The following is a 17625-nucleotide window of genomic DNA, read 5'->3' as shown; positions in this document are numbered from 1 at the left end:
GCCGGGACGTTAGGCGGGCTGCGCATGTCACGTCAATGGGTACCGGTCGAAAAAATTTCGAGGACAGAAGGTCACACGCCGGTCACGGTGAACCGGGTAGGTCGCAGGGGTTGACACCCCCTCTACAGGCCCATAGCTTCGCGTCCTGAATCGTTTCACTCAGTGGTCGTTACGACCCGATGCCACAGGAGCCCAGACGTGACCGAGCTCGCCGCGGCGAAAACCGCTCTCAAGACACAGGCCGTCGAGACGCCGTCCTGGGCGTACGGGAACTCGGGCACCCGGTTCAAGGTGTTCGCGCAGGCGGGCGTGCCGCGCAATCCGTACGAGAAGCTGGACGACGCGGCGAAGGTGCACGAGTTCACCGGCGTGGCGCCGACCGTCGCCCTGCACATCCCGTGGGACAAGGTCGACGACTACGCGGCGCTGGCGAAGCATGCCGAGCAGCGGGGTGTGCGGCTGGGGGCCATCAACTCCAACACCTTCCAGGACGACGACTACAAGCTCGGGAGCATCTGCCATCCGGACGCGGCGGTGCGGCGGAAGGCCGTGGACCATCTGCTGGAGTGCGTCGACATCATGGACGCGACCGGGTCGCGTGATCTGAAACTGTGGTTCGCCGACGGGACGAACTATCCGGGGCAGGACGACATCCGCGGGCGGCAGGACCGGCTCGCCGAGGGGCTCACGGAGGTCTACGAGCGGCTGGGCGAGGGGCAGCGGATGCTGCTGGAGTACAAGTTCTTCGAGCCGGCCTTCTACACGACGGACGTGCCGGACTGGGGCACCGCTTACGCCCACTGCCTGAAGCTCGGGCCCAAGGCGCAGGTCGTCGTAGACACGGGGCATCACGCGCCGGGGACGAACATCGAGTTCATCGTGGCGACGCTGCTGCGTGAGGGGAAGCTCGGCGGGTTCGACTTCAACTCGCGGTTCTACGCGGACGACGACCTGATGGTGGGGGCCGCGGATCCGTTCCAGCTGTTCCGGATCATGTACGAGGTGATCCGGGGTGGAGGGTTCTCGCCCGAGGTCGCGTTCATGCTCGATCAGTGTCACAACATCGAGGCGAAGATTCCGGCGATCATCCGGTCGGTGATGAATGTGCAGGAGGCGACGGCGAAGGCGCTGCTGGTGGATGGTGACGCGCTGGGTGCGGCGCAGCGGGCCGGTGATGTGCTGGAGGCGAATGCCGTGCTGATGGATGCGTACAACACGGATGTGCGGCCGTTGCTCCGTGAGGTGCGGGAGGAACTGGGGCTGGACCCCGACCCTGTTTCGGCGTACCGGCGTTCGGGGTGGGGCGAGAAGATCGTCGCCGAGCGGGTCGGTGGGCAGCAGGCGGGGTGGGGGGCGTAAGCGTCTGCCGAGATCTGTTGTCTGCAGGGTGCGGGTTGTCTGTGGTTGCTCGCGCAGTTCCCCGCGCCCCTGAAAGCGCCTCCCACCTCCCTCTCTCTTGAAAAAGGAACTGGCATGGCTGTTCATCCCGAAGCTGCCGCTCTTCTCTCCCGGTCGCACCGGCTCGGGGCGGATCCGCGGAACACGAACTACGCGGGGGGCAACGCCTCCGCCAAGGGCACCGAGATCGATCCCGTCACCGGGGGTGACGTGGAGCTGATGTGGGTCAAGGGGTCCGGTGGGGATCTCGGGACGTTGACCGAGGGTGGGCTGGCCGTGTTGCGGCTGGATCGGATGCGGGCGCTCGTCGACGTGTATCCGGGTGTCGAGCGTGAGGACGAGATGGTCGCCGCGTTCGACTACTGCCTGCACGGGAAGGGGGGCGCGGCTCCGTCCATCGACACCGCCATGCACGGACTGGTGGAGGCGGCGCACGTCGATCATCTGCACCCCGACTCCGGGATCGCGCTCGCCTGCGCCGCCGACGGGGAGAAGCTCACCGCCGAGTGTTTCGGGGACAGTGTGGTGTGGGTGCCGTGGCGGCGGCCCGGGTTCCAGCTCGGGCTGGACATCGCCGCCGTGAAGGAGGCCAATCCGCAGGCCGTCGGGTGCGTCCTCGGCGGGCACGGGATCACCGCGTGGGGCGACACGTCCGAGGAGTGCGAGCGGAACTCGCTGCACATCATCCGGACCGCCGAGAAGTTCCTCGCCGAGCGGGGGAAGGCCGAGCCCCTCGGGCCGGTGATCGAGGGGTACGCCGCGCTGAGCGCCGGTGAGCGCCGGGAGCGGGCCGCCGCGCTCGCGCCGTACGTGCGGGCCCTCGCCTCCCAGGACCGGCCCCAGGTGGGCCACTTCGACGACTCCGAGGTCGTGCTCGACTTCCTCGCGAGCGCCGAGCACCCGCGGCTCGCCGCGCTCGGGACCTCCTGCCCGGACCACTTCCTGCGGACCAAGGTGCGGCCGCTGGTGCTGGACCTGCCGCCGAGCGCTCCGCTCGACGAGGCGATCGGCCGGCTGAAGGAGCTGCACGCCGAGTACCGCGAGGAGTACGCCGCCTACTACCAGCGGCACGCCGAGCCCGACTCCCCCGCCATGCGGGGCGCCGACCCGGCGATCGTGCTGGTCCCGGGCGTGGGCATGTTCTCCTTCGGCAAGGACAAGCAGACCGCCCGGGTCGCCGGGGAGTTCTACGTCAACGCCATCAACGTGATGCGGGGCGCCGAGGCGGTCTCCACGTACGCGCCGATCGAGGAGTCGGAGAAGTTCCGTATCGAGTACTGGGCGCTGGAGGAGGCCAAGCTCCAGCGGATGCCGAAGCCCAAGGCACTGGCCACGCGGGTCGCGTTCGTCACCGGTGCGGGCAGCGGGATCGGGAAGGCCATCGCACACCGGCTGGTCGCCGAGGGTGCGTGCGTGGTCGTCGCGGACCTCGACGCCGAGAACGCCGAGGCCGTCGCCGAGGAGCTGGGCGGGCCCGACAAGGCCGTCGCCGTGACGGTGGACGTCACCTCCGAGGAGCAGATCGCCGAGGCGTTCCGGGCGGCGGTGCTGGCCTTCGGCGGGGTCGACCTGGTCGTCAACAACGCCGGCATCTCGATCTCCAAGCCGCTCCTGGAGACCTCGGCCAAGGACTGGGACCTCCAGCACGACATCATGGCGCGCGGGTCCTTCCTCGTGTCGCGGGAGGCGGCGCGGGCGATGATCGCCCAGGGGCTGGGAGGCGACATCGTCTACATCGCCTCGAAGAACGCCGTGTTCGCCGGGCCCAACAACATCGCCTACTCGGCCACCAAGGCCGACCAGGCCCACCAGGTGCGGCTGCTCGCCGCCGAACTGGGCGAGCACGGGATCCGCGTCAACGGGATCAACCCGGACGGTGTCGTGCGGGGTTCCGGGATCTTCGCCGGAGGGTGGGGGGCTCAGCGGGCCGCCGTGTACGGGGTGGAGGAGGAGAAGCTGGGTGAGTTCTACGCCCAGCGGACCATCCTCAAGCGTGAGGTGCTTCCGGAGCATGTCGCGAACGCCGTCTTCGCCCTCACCGGCGGGGACCTGACCCACACCACCGGGCTGCACATTCCGGTCGACGCCGGCGTCGCGGCCGCCTTCCTGCGGTGAGCGGGGCCGTGAAGTCGTACGCCGCGGTCGACCTCGGCGCGTCCAGCGGGCGCGTCATGGTCGGCCGCGTCGGCCCCGACAGCCTGGAGCTGGCCGAGGCGCACCGCTTCCCGAACCGGCCGGTGCGGGTGCCCGAGGGGCTGCGCTGGGACGTCCTCGGTCTGTACGCGGGAGTCCTCGACGGGCTGCGGGCGGCCGGGCAGGTCGACTCCGTCGGCATCGACAGCTGGGCCGTGGACTACGGACTGCTCGATGCGGACGGGGCGCTGCTGGGCAACCCGGTGCACTACCGCGACGGCCGTACCGAGGGCGTCGCGGAGAAGGTGTGGGCGGCCGTGCCCGCCGAGGAGCTGTACGCGGCGACGGGGCTTCAGTACGCGCCCTTCAACACCGTGTATCAGCTGGCCGCCGCCCGCTCCACGGCTCACCTCGCCCAGGCCCGGCGGCTGTTGCTGATGCCGGATCTGCTGGCGTACTGGCTGACCGGTGAGCAGGGCACGGAGCTGACCAACGCCTCGACGACCCAGCTGATCGACCCGCGTACCCGGGACTGGGCGTACGGGGTGGCGGAGCGGCTGGGCATCGATCTCGGGCTGTTCGCGCCGCTGCGGCAGCCCGGCGATCCGGCGGGGGTGCTGCGACCGGAGGTGCTGGAGGAGACCGGGCTGACCGGTCCCGTGCCGGTGACGGCCGTCGGGTCCCACGACACCGCGTCGGCGGTCGCCGCCGTGCCGGCGTCCGGCGAGCGGTTCGCCTACATCTGCACCGGCACCTGGTCCCTGGCCGGTCTCGAGCTGGACGCGCCGGTGCTGACCGAGGAGAGCCGGGCGGCCAACTTCACCAACGAGCTGGGGCTGGACGGCACGGTCCGCTATCTGCGCAACATCATGGGCCTGTGGCTGCTCCAGGAGTGTGTGCGGGCCTGGGGCGAGACGGACCTGGGAGCGCTGCTGCTGGAGGCGTCCAAGGTGCCGGCGCTGCGGTCGGTGGTCGACGCGGGTGACGCGGCGTTCCTCGCGCCGGGGCGGATGCCCGAGCGGATCGCCGAGGCGTGCCGGGACTCCGGGCAGCCCGTGCCCGGGTCGCCGGCCGAGGTGACGCGCTGCATCCTCGACTCCCTCGCCCTCGCCCACCGCAAGGCGGTCCTGGACGCGCAGCGGCTCGCCGGGCAGCCGGTGGACGTGGTGCACGTGGTGGGCGGCGGTACGCGCAACGCGCTGCTGTGCCAGCTGACCGCCGACGCGTGCGGACTGCCCGTGGTGGCGGGTCCGACCGAGGCGGCGGCCCTCGGGAACGTGCTCGTGCAGGCGCGGGCGCACGGCCTGGTCGGTGACCTCGCCGGAATGCGGGGGCTGCTCGTCCGGACCCAGCCGCTCACACGGTACGAGCCGCAGGGCGGCACCGAGCGGTGGCGGGCCGCGCAGGCCCGGCTCGCCGGGGACTGACGGGGGTCTCCCCCAGGCCTGGTGCCCGGACTACGCTGCACCCATCCGATGATCGACCACAAGGAGCCGCGATGCGTGTCGCCCTGTTCCTGACCTGCGTCAACGACACGCTGTATCCGGACACCGGGCGCGCCGTGGTGAAACTGCTGACCAGACTGGGCGTCGACGTCGACTTCCCGATGGCGCAGACCTGTTGCGGGCAGGCGCACTACAACACCGGGTACCGTCACGAGGCCGAACCCCTCGCCCGGCATTTCTCCGATGTCTTCGGCGAGTACGAGGCGATCGTGACGCCGTCCGGGTCCTGCGGGGCGATGGTGCGGGAGCTGTACCCGCGGATGGGCGAGCGGGCCCGGGCGGAGGGACGTGGGGACACCCTGGCGGCCACCCTGGCGCCGGTGGTGCCGAAGACGTACGAGCTCACGGAGTTCCTGGTGGACGTGCTGGGTGTGACGGACGTCGGGGCGTACTACCCGCACACGGTGACGTACCACCCGACCTGCCACGGACTGCGCGGACTCGGGCTCGGCGACCGGCCGCTGCGGCTGCTGCGGGCCGTGAAGGGGCTGGAGCTGGTCGAGCTGCCGGGGGCCGACGAGTGCTGCGGGTTCGGCGGCACGTTCGCGCTGAAGAACTCCGACGTCTCGGCGGCGATGGGGGCCGACAAGGTGCGCAACGCCCAGGCGACGGGCGCCGAGGTGCTGTGCGCGGCCGACAACTCCTGCCTGATGCACATCGGCGGGACGATGGCCCGGCTGCGGACCGGCATGCGGCCGGTGCACATCGCGGAGATCCTGGCGAGCACGGAGGAGGAACCGGCCGTATGAGCGGGACGTATCTCGGGATGCCGGCGTTTCCGGAGGCCGCACGGGAGGCCGTGGGCGACCGGACCCTGCGGGGCAACCTGCGGCATGCCACGCACACCATCCGCGCCAAGCGCGCCAAGGCCGTGGCGGAGGTGTCCGACTGGGCCGGGCTGCGCGAGGCGGGGAAGCGGATCAAGGACCACACGCTGCGTCATCTCGACCGCTATCTGGAGCAGTTGGAGGAGTCGGTCACGGCCGCGGGCGGGGTCGTGCACTGGGCCGCCGACGCGGCCGAGGCCAACGAGATCGTGACCCGGCTCGTGAAGATGACCGGCGAGTCGGAGGTTGTCAAGGTCAAGTCGATGGCCACGCAGGAGATCGGGCTCAACGAGGCGCTGGAGGCCGAGGGCATCCGCGCCTACGAGACGGATCTCGCCGAGCTGATCGTGCAGTTGGGCAAGGACCGGCCCTCGCACATCCTCGTCCCCGCCATCCACCGCAACCGGGGCGAGATCCGGGACATCTTCCGTTCCGAGATGAGCGAGTGGGGCCGCCCCGCCCCCGAGGGCCTCACCGACACGCCCGCCGAACTCGCCGAGGCGGCGCGGCTGCACCTGCGGGAGAAGTTCCTGCGCGCCAAGGTCGGCATCTCGGGCGCGAACTTCATGGTCGCCGAGACGGGCACGCTGGTGGTCGTGGAGTCCGAGGGCAACGGCCGGATGTGCCTCACGCTGCCCGAGACGCTGATCTCGGTCGTCGGCATCGAGAAGATCGTGCCGACATGGCGGGACCTGGAGGTGTTCCTCCAGACTCTCCCCCGCTCGTCGACGGCCGAGCGCATGAACCCCTACACCTCGACGTGGACCGGCACGACGGACCAGGACGGACCCGGCACGTTCCATCTCGTGCTGCTGGACAACGGCCGCACCGACACCCTCGCCGACGAGGTCGGCCGGCAGGCGCTGCGCTGCATCCGCTGCTCGGCGTGTCTCAATGTGTGCCCGGTGTACGAGCGGGCCGGCGGCCATGCCTACGGCTCGGTGTACCCGGGGCCGATCGGCGCGATCCTCAGCCCTCAACTGCGGGGCACGGCCAGCGAGATCGACGCCTCGCTGCCGTACGCGTCCTCGCTGTGCGGGGCGTGCTACGAGGTGTGCCCGGTCGCCATCGACATCCCCGAGGTGCTGGTGCATCTGCGGGAACGGGTCGTTCAGGGCGGCGAGGCCACCCGGGCGGGCAACAAGGTGGTGCTGCGGCCGGCGAAGGGGCATGCCGCCGAGCGGGCGGCGATGCGCGCGGCGCGCTGGGCGTTCACGCACCCGGGCGCACTGCGCACAGGCCAGCGCGCGGCCTCCCGGACGCGTCGCTTCCATCCTCGTACGCTGCCGGGCCCGGGCAGGGCGTGGAGCGGGTCGCGTGATCTGCCGCCGGTGCCCGCCGAGCCCTTCCGGGACTGGTGGCAGCGCACGCACGGCCAGAAGGGCGGTGGCAGGTGAACAGCAGGGAGCGGATCCTGGGGCGGGTGCGGCGGGCACTGGCTGACGTGCCGCGGGACGACGCGCCGTACGAGCAGGCGGTGTCGCGTGACTATGTACGCGAGCACGGGGACCGGAGTGCCGCGGAGACGGTGGAGCTGCTGGCCGAGAACCTGGCGGACTACCGGGCGATCGTGCACCGGACGGACGCCGAGGGGCTGCCGGGGCTGATCGCGGGGCTGCTGGAGAAGCGCGGATCGGCCTCGGTCCTGGTGCCGCCCGGGCTCGACGAGGGGTGGCCGGCGGCGACCGGGGTGACCCGGGTGGCGGACCGTGCGGAGAGCACTCCGCACGAACTGGACCGGGTGGACAGCGTGGTGACGGCCTGTGCGGTCGCGATCGCCGAGACCGGCACGATCGTGCTGGACGGCTCGCCCGACCAGGGGCGGCGCCGGATCACTCTGGTCCCGGACCATCACATCTGTGTCGTGCGGGTCCCCTCCCAGGTCGTGTCGTCGGTGCCGCAGGCACTCGAACGCCTCGACCCGGCACGCCCGTTGACGTGGATCTCCGGCCCGTCTGCGACCAGCGACATCGAGCTGGACCGGGTCGAGGGGGTGCACGGTCCGCGCACGCTGGAGGTGATCCTGGTGAGCGAGGACTGACCGGGGCTCAGGGCAGGATCGAGTCGACGTAGGACGTCCACCTGCCCCAGTGCGTCCACCGCCTGTCCCGCGCCCGCGTCGGTGTCGCTGAGTACACCCACTGATACGGGTTCTGCGGCCAGTGTGGAGTTGCCCCCTTCTCCGTAGCGTCGAGGGCGAGACACAGGGCGTGTCGGACGAGGGGGACGACGACCATGTTCCGAACCGGTTCACGACCGAAGCAGGGCCCGGGGCCCGCCGCCGCGGAGGCGCTGCGGCTGGTCAAGGTCACCAAGACGTACGGGAGTGCCGACAGCGCCGTGACCGCTCTGGACGCCGTGACACTCGGTCTGGGGCGTGGCACGTTCACGGCCGTGATGGGGCCGTCCGGCTCCGGCAAGTCGACCCTGTTGCAGTGCGCGGCGGGCCTGGACCGGCCCGACAGCGGGATCGTCCGGGTCGACGGCACGGAACTGACGGGCGGCGGGGAGGCGGAGCTGACGAAGTTCCGGCGCGGCCGGATCGGGTTCGTGTTCCAGCAGTACAACCTGCTGGAGACGCTGACCGTCGCGCAGAACACGGTGCTGCCGCTGAAGCTGGCCGGGCGGCGCGTGGATCGGCGGCGGGTCCGGGAAGTGCTGACGGCCGTGGGCCTCGGCGACCGGCTCGGCCACCGGCCGGACCAGCTCTCGGGCGGTCAGCGGCAGCGGGTGGCGATCGCCCGGGCGCTGGTCACCGAGCCGCGGGTGATCTTCGCGGACGAGCCGACCGGCGCGCTGGACACCCGCAGCGCACGGGACGTGCTGCGGCTGCTCCAGCAGGCGGTGCGGGTGCACGGCCGCACGGTGGTGATGGTGACGCACGACCCGGTCGCCGCCTCGTACGCCGACACCGTGCTGTTCCTCGCGGACGGCCGTCTCGCGGGCCGGATGGACGACCCGACGGCGGACTCGGTCGCGGAGCGGCTGGCCCACCTGGGCGACGATGCGCGGGCGGGGGTGTGAGCCGTGTTCGTTCTCGCGATGCGGTCGATTCGACAGCGGCCCGGGCGGTTCCTGGCGACCCTGCTGTCCGCGTTCCTGGGCGCGGCGATCATCATGACGTTCAACTCGATGCACGACACGGCCGGCCGGGCGGGCGTGGACTCGGTGAGCAGGGAGACCTTGTCCACCTCGGCGGGGGTCGTCGGCGGCTACGGCACCCTGCTGGTGTTCTTCGCGATCGCCTCGACCTTGACGGTGAACGTCCGTCAACGGGCCGCCGAGATGGAGCTGTTGCGGTGTTCGGGGGCGACTCCGGCGCAGATCAAGCGGATGGTGGTGGGTGAGGCGGTGGCCGTCGGCCTGGTGGCCGCGGCGCTGGCGATCGGACCGGCGGTGCTCGGTGGCAGGGCGCTGTTGGAGGTGTTCCAGGACAGCGGTCAGGTCGCGCGGTCCGTCGACCACTCCTTCGGTCCGGTGGCGTTGTCGAGCGGTGTCGGCGTCACCCTGTTCGCCGCCACGGGCGCGGCCTTTCTCGCCGTACGGCGTGCGACGGGCGGGGGACGGCGGCGGGGCCGGGCACGGACCGTCCTCGCCTACGCGGCCCTCGCGACCGGTGCCGCGTCGGCGACCTCGACGTTCGTCCTCTCGGCGACGGACGAGGCGCTGATGGCGCCGCCGGTGTACGGCGCGATCCTGCTGTCCGTCGGGTGCGCGCTGAAGGCGCCGCGGCTGCTGGCGGGGGTGCTGGACCGGCTGCCGTTCACCGGCGCGAGCGGCTGGCTCGCGGTGCGCAACCTGCGCGAGCGGGCCGGGCAGCTCGCCGGGATCCTGATGTCGCTGATCCTGTTCACCGCGGTCGCCACGGCGACGCTGACCATGCAGGCCGTGGAGAGCGACGCCGTCGAGGCGTCCGGGGCGGTGAAGTCCGTCTACGCGAAGAACCTCGAGACGCTCAACTTCACGGTCGTCGGCATCATCGTGGTGTTCGTCTGCGTGATGCTGGTCAATTCCCTGTATGCGGCGACCAGTTACCGTGTCCGGGAGTTCGGGCAGCAGCGTCTCGCCGGGGCGACTCCCGGGCAGGTCCTGGCTGTGGTGGGCGCGGAGGGGCTGGTGCTGGCGGTCACCGGCGTGTCCTTCGGCACGCTGGCGGCTCTGGCCGGGATCGTCCCGTTCACCATGGTCCGCACCGATGCGGTGCTGCCGGACCAGGCATTCGGAGTGTGGCTCGCCATCGTGGGCATCGCCGCCGCGGTGACGCTGGGGACGGGTCTGGCCACGGCCCGGCGGGTGTTGCGCACTCCCGCGGTCCGGGCGGTGGCATCGGCCGCCTGAACGAGGACGGGCGAGGGGGGGCGGCCGCATCGGCGGTGGCCCCCCTCGCCGCATGCCGGCCGCGTCCGGAGAGCTGGTCCGTGGACCGCTTCGAGACCCCGGCGCCCGGGAACCCCGTGACAGCATCACTGAACAAGCGCTTAGATAGTGTCCTGATCGCCCCGACCGCCGCCCCGAGCTGGAGGCCCCGTTGTTCACATCCGTCGACGATGTCTCCGCGCGTCTGGCCGAGACCGGTTATCTCGCCTCGCCCGCCGTCGCCACCACCGTCTTCCTCGCCGGCCGTCTGGGCAAGCCGCTCCTGGTGGAGGGCCCGGCAGGGGTCGGCAAGACGGAGCTCGCCAAGGCCGTCGCCCAGGTCACGGAGGCCCGGCTGGTGCGTCTGCAGTGCTACGAGGGGGTCGACGAGTCCCGGGCACTGTACGAGTGGAACCACGCCAAACAGCTGCTGCGGATCAGCGCGGGCCGCGACGAGTCGTGGGACGAGACCCGCACGGACATCTTCAGCGAGGAGTTCCTGCTCCCGCGGCCGCTGCTCACCGCCATCCGGGGCGAGGAGCCGAAGGTGCTGCTGATCGACGAGACCGACAAGGCGGACGTCGAGGTGGAGGGCCTGCTGCTGGAGGTGCTCAGCGACTTCCAGGTGACCGTGCCCGAGCTGGGAACCGTCACCGCGACGCGCCGCCCCTTCGTCGTCCTCACCTCCAACGCGAGCCGGGAGCTGTCCGAGGCGCTGCGCCGCCGCTGCCTGTTCCTGCACATCGGCTTCCCGGACGAGGAGCTGGAGCGCCGGATCGTCCGGCTGAAGGTGCCGGGGCTCGACGAGGCGCTGGCCCGCTCCGTCGTCCGGGTCGTGGGCGCGCTGCGGGCGATGGAGCTGCGCAAGGTGCCGTCGGTCGCCGAGACCATCGACTGGGCGCGCACGCTGCTCGCGCTCGGTGCCGACACGCTGGACGAGACGGTCGTGCAGGCCACGCTCGGCGTGCTCCTCAAGCACCAGGACGATGTCCTCAAGGCGTCCGCCAAGCTCGACCTGGACGCCCTGTGACCACGCCGGCGGGCGTCGCGGAGCGGCTGACGTCCCTGGTCGGGGCGCTCCGCGCACACGGCGTACGGATCGGCACCGGCGAGACCGTCGACGCGGCACGGGCGATCGAGGAACTCGGCCTCATGGACCGGGAGCTGCTGCGCGAGGGGCTCGCGGCGACGCTGCTCCACGGCACCGGGCAGCGGACGGTGTTCGACCCGGTCTTCGACCTCTACTTCCCGCGCGGCGTCGGCGGTCCGGAGCAGCGGGCCGCGGGACGGGAGGAACTGCGCGACCGGCTGGCCGCCGCGCTCGCCGCCGACGACCGGGCCCTGATGGGCAGGTTGGCGATCGAGGCGGTCGACGCGTTCGGGGGCTACGGTTCCACGCCGGAGTCGGACGGCTGGTCGTCGTACCAGACGCTGGAACGGCTGCGCCCGCAGACGCTGCTCGCCCGGGTCCGCGACACCGTGCGCGGGCAGCGCGGCGGTTCCGGATTCGCCGACCGGCTGCTGGAGGACGAGATCCGGCGGCGTATCGAGACCTTCCGGACGTTGGTGGCCGCGGAGGCCCGGCGCCGGGTCGCCGAGCGGCGCGGCCGGGACGAGATCGCCCGGCGGGCGGTGGCCCCGACGGCCGACCGGGTCGACTTCCTGTTCGCCGGAAAGGACCGGCTGGCGGAGCTGCGCAGGGCGGTGCAACCCCTTGCCCGCAAGCTTGCGACCCGGCTCGCGGCCCGGCGGCGCCGTGCCACCCGGGGCACGATCGATCTGCGGCGGACCGTGCGCGGTTCGCTGTCGACCGGCGGGGTGCCGATGAAGCCGGTGCTGCGCAGGCGCCGTCCCGTCCGCCCCGAACTGGTGCTGCTGTGCGATGTGTCGGGCTCGGTGTCCGGGTTCTCGGACTTCACCATGCTGCTGGTGCAGGCGCTGCACGACCAGTTCAGCAAGGTGCGGGTGTTCGCCTTCGTCAACCGGATCGACGAGGTGACCGGGCTGCTCCGGCACGGCAGCGCCGATCCGGAGGGGCTGGGCGCTCGCATCCAGGCGGAGGCGACGCTGACGGGATGGCACGGCAGCAGCGACTACGGCATGGCGCTGGGCGAGTTCGCCGAGCGCTTCGAGAACGCGGTGGGTCCGCGCACGACGGTGTTCGTCCTCGGTGACGCCCGTACCAACCAGAGCGACCCGAACCTGCCGGCCGTCCGGCGGATCACCCGGCGGGCGCGCCGGGTCTACTGGCTGAACCCCGAGCAGCGCTCCCGCTGGGGCACGGGCGATTCCGTCGCGCCCGCCTACGCCGAGCTGGTCGAGATGCACGAGTGCCGCAACGTCCGGCAACTGAGCGCGCTCGTGGCGCGGCTGCTGCCGGTGTGATCGCCCGGCCCTACTCCTTCGCGAACTCCCTCGCCGACTGCCCCTGGAAGTCGTAGACCACCACCTGCTCGTCGCCCACCACCCAGGCATCGTGACCGGGCGTGCAGACGAAGACGTCGCCGGGGCCGACCTCGCTCTCCCCGCCGTCGTCCATGCGGATGTGCATGCGGCCCTGGAGCACATAGCTGTTGTGGTGCATCTGGCAGGTGGTGGTACCCGCGATCGGGGCCACGGACTCGGACCAGCGCCAGCCGGGCTCGAAGGTCGCCACGGCGAAGTCGAGGTCCGTCATGTGGACGGCTTCGAGGTGGCCGCTGGGGAAATCACGCCGCTCGTCCGGCTTGTCGATCGTCTTCACTTCCAACATGACGCGCTCCCTTCCGGCCGCGGCGTGCCACGACCGGGGAGCCGGCCTGTCCGGCGGCCCTGGACACCGCCGCAGGCGGCCGGCCTCCTCTTCCCTATCGTCCGTCCGTCCCGGAGTGGCCGCCAACCCGGGGCGGGTCCGCAGGGGACCGGTGCCCGCAGAGCTCGGCGAAGCGCTCGGCGTCGATGTTGCCGCCGGAGAGGATGACGCCGACGCGGCCCTCGAGCGGACCCGCGCGGCCGGTGAGCAACGCGGCGAGGGGGGTCGCGCCGCTCGGCTCGACGACGATCTTCAGGCGTTCGAAGGCGAACCGCATCGCGTCCCGGATCTCGTCGTCGGTGACCAGCACGACGTCGTCCAGGAGCCGCCGGTTCAGGGAGAAGGTCAGCTCTCCGGGCGTGTGCAGGGCCTGGCCGTCGGCGATGGTGTGCGGGACCGGGACGCTGACGCGCCGGCCGGCTTCCAGGGAGCGCTTCGTGTCGTCCCCGGCCTCGGGTTCGACGCCGATCACCCGCGTCCCCGCGTGCAGGCCCTTGACCGCGGTGCCGCTTCCGGCGATCAGCCCGCCACCGCCGACGGGGGCGACCAGCGTGCCGAGCTCCCCCACCTCCTCCACGAGTTCGAGTGCGGCGGTACCTTGCCCGGCGATGACATGCGGATGCTCGTAGGGCGGGACGACCGTCAGGCCCCGCTCGGCGGCCAGGGCCTCGGCGATGGCGACGCGGTCGCCGGTGTAGCGGTCGTAGGTGACGATCTCGGCGCCGTAGCCGGCCGTGGCGGCGCGCTTCGACGGCGGGGCGTCCTCCGGCATGACGATCACGGCGGTGGTGCCGAGCTCCCGGGCGGCCAGGGCGACGGCCTGGGCGTGGTTGCCGGAGGAGTAGGCGGCGATGCCCCGGGACAGCTGCTCGGGAGTGAGGCGGGAGGCCGCGTTGTAGGCGCCGCGGAACTTGAAGGCGCCCACGCGCTGGAAGTTCTCGCACTTGAGGTGGATCTCGGCCCCGGCGAGCGCGTCGAGGGCGGAGGAGCGCAGGACGGGCGTGCGGTGGGCGACGCCCCTGAGCCGGGCGGCGGCGTCCCGGACGTCGCCGAGGGTGACCGGTGGGGTGGTGGTCGTCACGCGGATCCTCCGGTGGAAGTGTCGTGGGCGGCCCTGGCCTGGGAGAGGTAGTGATAGGCGGAGGCGCGGGAGATGCCGAGCCGGGCGGCGACCTGCTCGACCGCGCCGCGCACGGCGAAGACACCGCGCGTGTCCAGCCCGCCGAACAGGTTCAGACGCTCCGCGCGGTCCAGCTCCGCCCAGCTCCCCCGCTGCCTCGACCGGTGGGCGTCGAAGAGCGCGTCGACCACGGAGTCGATGTCGTTGCCGAAGGTGGTGGTCGGCAGCTCGGCCGGCTGGGTGCCGAGCCCGGCGAGCGCGCCGAGCAGATCGTGGACCTGAGTGACGGCGCCGACGTCCACGTTGACACAGAGGGCGCCGAACACGGCGCCCGTGGAGTCCCGCAGGACCATCGTGGAGGACTTCACCAGCGTCCCGTTCCGGGTGCGGGTGACGTAGTTCAGTTCGTCGGACGCCTCGTCGCCCCGGGCGAGGACGCGCATGCCGATCTCGCTCATCGCGCCGCCGGCCGTCCGCCCGGTCACCGATCCGGCCACGGCGACGACCGACTTCTCCGGATTCCTGTAATCGTGCAGCACGACCTCGCAGACCGGCCCGAAGGTCGCGGCGATCCCGTCGGCGACCGGCGTCAGCGCGGCGAGGATCGCGTCCCGCTCGGCTCGCAGTTCACTGCTCATCCCGCCTCCCCTCTTCCACCACTCTAGACCAGGCGTCCAGAGTCTGGATAGACAGTCCAAACACCACCAACAGCTGGCAATGATTTTCATATGACTGAACCCCGAAGACGCTTTTGATATTCATTCCCATCTAGCGTGGCGCCTGCCTAGGAACCCCTGGAGGAGCCATGCCCCTGTCCCCGTCCCGCCACCTGGCGCTGCTGACCAGCGCGTCACTGGCCCTGCTCGCGGGCTGTGACAGCTCGTCGGACTCCGCCGGCGGTGGGGGCGCCCCGGACCGCGTGGCGGTGGTCGCCTCCACGAACGTCTACGGCGACATCGCCGAGCGCATCGGTGCCGGCAAGGTTCACGTCACCTCGCTCATCAGCGACCCCGACCAGGACCCGCACTCGTACGAGGCCGATCCCCAGAACCAACTGGCTCTGGCCAAGGCGAAGATCGTCGTCGAGAACGGCGGCGGCTACGACGACTTCGTCGACCGCATGCTGAAGGGCGGCCACAACGACTCGGCCCAGGTGATCAACGCGGTCCAGGTCTCCGGCAGGACCGCCCCGAAGGGCGGCGAGCTCAACGAGCACGTCTGGTACGACTTCCCCACCGTCGCCCGCCTCGCCGACCGCATGGCCGCCGGCCTCGCGAAGGCCGACCCCGCGGACGCGGCCGGCTTCGAGAGGAACGCCGCCGCTTTCAAGGCGAAGCTCGCGCCGCTGGAGGCCGCGGAGGCGCGCATCAAGAAGGAGTACGGCGGCGAGGGCGTGGCGATCACCGAGCCCGTGCCCCTGTACATGACCGAGGCGAGCGGCCTGGTGAACCGGACGCCCGCGGAGTTCAGTGCGGCGATCGAGGAGGGCGGCGACGTCCCGCCGCGGATCCTCCGGAAGAGCCTGGCGCTGTTCGGCGACCGGAAGGTGAAGGTGCTGGTCTACAACGAACAGACCTCCGGCCCGGAGACCGAGAAGGCAGAGGCGGCGGCCGAGGCGGCCGGGATTCCCCTCGTGCCGGTGACCGAGACCCTGCCGAAGGGCGAGCACTACCTCGGCTGGATGACCGCCAACGTCGACGCGCTCGCGGGCGCGCTGGCCAAGTGAGCCCCGTGACCGGACAGGAGGGCGCCCCCGTGGTCGAAATGCGCGGCGCGGCCCTGTCGTACGGCGACCGCGCGGTGTGGAGCGGCCTCGATCTCGACGTACGGCCCGGGGAGTTCCTGGCCGTGCTGGGCCCGAACGGTGCGGGCAAGACGAGTTTCGTGCGGGCGCTGCTGGGCCGCCGCCCGCTGTCCGCCGGAACGCTGACCGTCCTCGGGCGGCCCGCTCGCGAGTCCGCCCGATACATCGGCTACGTCCCGCAGCAGGCCGCGCTGTCCACACAGACCCTGGCGCGCGCCCGGGACCTCGTCCGGTTCGGCATCGACGGGCACCGCTTCGGGCCACGGCTGCGGACCGCCGGGGTCCGTCGCCGGGTGGACGAGATCCTCGAGTCGGTCGGTGCGTCCGCCTACGCCGACGTCCCGCTCGGGATGCTCTCCGGCGGCGAACGGCAACGCGTGCGCATCGGGCAGGCCCTGGCCACCGACCCGCGCCTCCTGCTGTGCGACGAGCCGCTGCTGTCGCTCGATCTGAACCACCAGCGCGCCGTCACCGAACTGATCGACGCCCGGCGCCGCTCGCACAGTACGGCGGTGGTCTTCGTGACGCATGAGATCAACCCGGTGCTGGGGCCGGCCGACCGGGTGCTGTACCTGGCGCGCGGCGGCCACCGGGTGGGCACCCCGGAGGAGGTGCTCACCTCCGAGACGCTGTCCCGGCTGTACGGCACGCAGGTCGACGTGGTGCGGGTGCGGGGACGGGTGGCGGTCCTGGGAGCACCCGACGAGCAGGCCGCCCCGCCGCACCGCCCCGAACCGGCTCACGAGACGGACGGAGTGCGCGCATGACGCTCGCCGACGGGATCTGGCACCAGATCTTCGACTTCACCGACTACGGCGAACTCCTGGCCCTCGTCCGCAACTCCCTGATCGCCGGTGTGGCGCTCGGGCTCGTGGGCGGGCTGGCCGGGGTGTTCGTGCTGATGCGGGACCTGCCGTTCGCGGTGCACGGCATCAGCGAGCTGTCCTTCGCGGGCGCGTCCGCGGCACTGCTGCTGGGCGTGAACATCGTGGCCGGCTCGATCGCCGGATCGCTCCTCGCCGCCGGCGCCATCGGAGTGCTCGGCTCACGGGCCCGGGACCGCAACTCGGTGATCGGCATCATGATGCCGTTCGGGCTGGGGCTCGGCGTGCTCTTCCTCGCCCTCTACAAGGGCCGGGCGGCCAACAAGTTCGGGCTGCTCACCGGGCAGATCGTCGCCGTGGACACCCCGCGGACGGCGTGGCTGCTCGGGGTATCCGTGCTGGTGGCGGCCGCCCTCGCCGTCATGTGGCGGCCGCTCGCCTTCGCCAGCACCGACCCGGACGTGGCCGAGGCGCGCGGAGTTCCGGTGCGGGCGCTGTCCTTCGCGTTCATGCTGGTGCTCGGGCTCGCGGTCGCCCTGTCGGTCCAGGTCGTCGGCGCGCTGCTGGTCCTGAGCCTGGTGGTCACCCCGGCGGCCGCCGCCGCCCGCGTCACCGCGTCGCCGGTGCTGCTGCCCGTGCTGAGCGTGCTGTTCGCCGTGGCCTCGATCGAGGGCGGCATCCTGCTCGCCCTGGGCAGCAGCATCCCCATCAGCCCCTACGTCACGACGATCTCGTTCGGCGTCTACGCCGTGTGCCGGGTGGCCGGCAGCTACCGGAAGCGGCGCTGGGCGACGCGGCGGCCGGCGGTGCGACCGGTCTGAGTCCGCCTCACCGTTCGCGGGCGGCCCGCGGCCGTCGTCGGCGGAC

At 71.8% G+C, this 17625-nt stretch carries 16 protein-coding genes; 13 read left to right on the top strand and 3 right to left on the bottom strand.

Features of this window, described 5'->3' with window-relative positions:
• Positions 1-198: 198 nt before the first annotated feature.
• The 10 genes from rhaI to ABZ016_RS17305 all read left to right on the top strand — a co-directional run bounded on the left by rhaI (position 199) and on the right by ABZ016_RS17305 (position 12604).
• Positions 199-1359 (top strand): L-rhamnose isomerase, encoded by a 1161-nt coding sequence (gene rhaI, locus ABZ016_RS17350; RefSeq protein ID WP_356917469.1) that lies wholly within the window; start codon positions 199-201, stop codon positions 1357-1359.
• A 114-nt stretch (positions 1360-1473) separates the two neighbouring features.
• Positions 1474-3513, top strand: coding sequence for a bifunctional aldolase/short-chain dehydrogenase (locus ABZ016_RS17345; protein WP_356917468.1), 2040 nt, complete (start codon positions 1474-1476; stop codon positions 3511-3513).
• Positions 3510-4958 (top strand): rhamnulokinase family protein, encoded by a 1449-nt coding sequence (locus ABZ016_RS17340; RefSeq protein ID WP_356917467.1) that lies wholly within the window; start codon positions 3510-3512, stop codon positions 4956-4958. The genes ABZ016_RS17345 and ABZ016_RS17340 overlap by 4 nt, the downstream gene beginning before the upstream one ends.
• Before the next feature lie 71 nt (positions 4959-5029).
• Entirely contained in the window at positions 5030-5785 is a 756-nt protein-coding gene (locus ABZ016_RS17335) for a (Fe-S)-binding protein (protein ID WP_356917466.1), read from the top strand.
• Complete coding sequence (locus ABZ016_RS17330; RefSeq protein WP_356917465.1) at positions 5782-7260, top strand: LutB/LldF family L-lactate oxidation iron-sulfur protein; 1479 nt, start codon at positions 5782-5784, stop codon at positions 7258-7260. Before ABZ016_RS17335 ends, ABZ016_RS17330 begins: the two co-directional genes overlap by 4 nt.
• On the top strand, positions 7257-7904 hold the full coding sequence (locus ABZ016_RS17325; protein WP_356917464.1) for a lactate utilization protein C: 648 nt from the start codon (positions 7257-7259) through the stop codon (positions 7902-7904). Before ABZ016_RS17330 ends, ABZ016_RS17325 begins: the two co-directional genes overlap by 4 nt.
• Before the next feature lie 194 nt (positions 7905-8098).
• The gene (locus ABZ016_RS17320; protein WP_356917463.1) at positions 8099-8887 is read left to right on the top strand and encodes an ABC transporter ATP-binding protein; all 789 of its coding nucleotides are present in this window, start codon (positions 8099-8101) and stop codon (positions 8885-8887) included.
• A gap of 3 nt (positions 8888-8890) precedes the next feature.
• On the top strand, positions 8891-10201 hold the full coding sequence (locus ABZ016_RS17315; protein ID WP_356917462.1) for an FtsX-like permease family protein: 1311 nt from the start codon (positions 8891-8893) through the stop codon (positions 10199-10201).
• Positions 10202-10391: 190 nt separating this feature from the next.
• Complete coding sequence (locus ABZ016_RS17310; protein WP_356917461.1) at positions 10392-11249, top strand: MoxR family ATPase; 858 nt, start codon at positions 10392-10394, stop codon at positions 11247-11249.
• On the top strand, positions 11246-12604 hold the full coding sequence (locus ABZ016_RS17305) for a VWA domain-containing protein (protein ID WP_356917460.1): 1359 nt from the start codon (positions 11246-11248) through the stop codon (positions 12602-12604). The genes ABZ016_RS17310 and ABZ016_RS17305 overlap by 4 nt, the downstream gene beginning before the upstream one ends.
• A gap of 10 nt (positions 12605-12614) precedes the next feature.
• Here ABZ016_RS17305 and ABZ016_RS17300 read toward each other — a convergent pair whose 3' ends face one another.
• From ABZ016_RS17300 to ABZ016_RS17290, 3 genes are all read right to left on the bottom strand, one after another.
• Entirely contained in the window at positions 12615-12971 is a 357-nt protein-coding gene (locus tag ABZ016_RS17300) for a cupin domain-containing protein (protein WP_356917459.1), read from the bottom strand.
• A gap of 94 nt (positions 12972-13065) precedes the next feature.
• Entirely contained in the window at positions 13066-14091 is a 1026-nt protein-coding gene (locus tag ABZ016_RS17295; RefSeq protein ID WP_356917458.1) for a pyridoxal-phosphate dependent enzyme, read from the bottom strand.
• A complete protein-coding gene (locus tag ABZ016_RS17290; protein WP_356917457.1) occupies positions 14088-14768 on the bottom strand; it encodes a PAS domain-containing protein in 681 nt (226 codons plus the stop codon). The genes ABZ016_RS17295 and ABZ016_RS17290 overlap by 4 nt, the downstream gene beginning before the upstream one ends.
• A 167-nt stretch (positions 14769-14935) precedes the next feature.
• On the opposite strand from ABZ016_RS17290, the gene ABZ016_RS17285 reads away from it, so the two are divergent.
• Genes ABZ016_RS17285 through ABZ016_RS17275 form a run of 3 tightly spaced genes read left to right on the top strand, consistent with a single transcriptional unit; the run spans position 14936 to position 17579 of the window.
• On the top strand, positions 14936-15856 hold the full coding sequence (locus ABZ016_RS17285) for a zinc ABC transporter substrate-binding protein (RefSeq protein ID WP_356917456.1): 921 nt from the start codon (positions 14936-14938) through the stop codon (positions 15854-15856).
• A 38-nt stretch (positions 15857-15894) separates the two neighbouring features.
• A complete protein-coding gene (locus ABZ016_RS17280) occupies positions 15895-16701 on the top strand; it encodes an ATP-binding cassette domain-containing protein (RefSeq protein ID WP_356917515.1) in 807 nt (268 codons plus the stop codon).
• Positions 16698-17579 carry a metal ABC transporter permease gene (locus tag ABZ016_RS17275; RefSeq protein ID WP_356917455.1) on the top strand — a complete coding sequence of 294 codons (882 nt, stop codon included), beginning with the start codon at positions 16698-16700 and terminating at the stop codon, positions 17577-17579. The genes ABZ016_RS17280 and ABZ016_RS17275 overlap by 4 nt, the downstream gene beginning before the upstream one ends.
• Positions 17580-17625 lie beyond the last annotated feature (46 nt).

Source organism: Streptomyces sp. NPDC006372 (genome assembly GCF_040612515.1).
Classification (GTDB): Bacteria; Actinomycetota; Actinomycetes; order Streptomycetales; family Streptomycetaceae; genus Streptomyces.
This window is presented reverse-complemented; position numbering and strand designations above follow the sequence as displayed.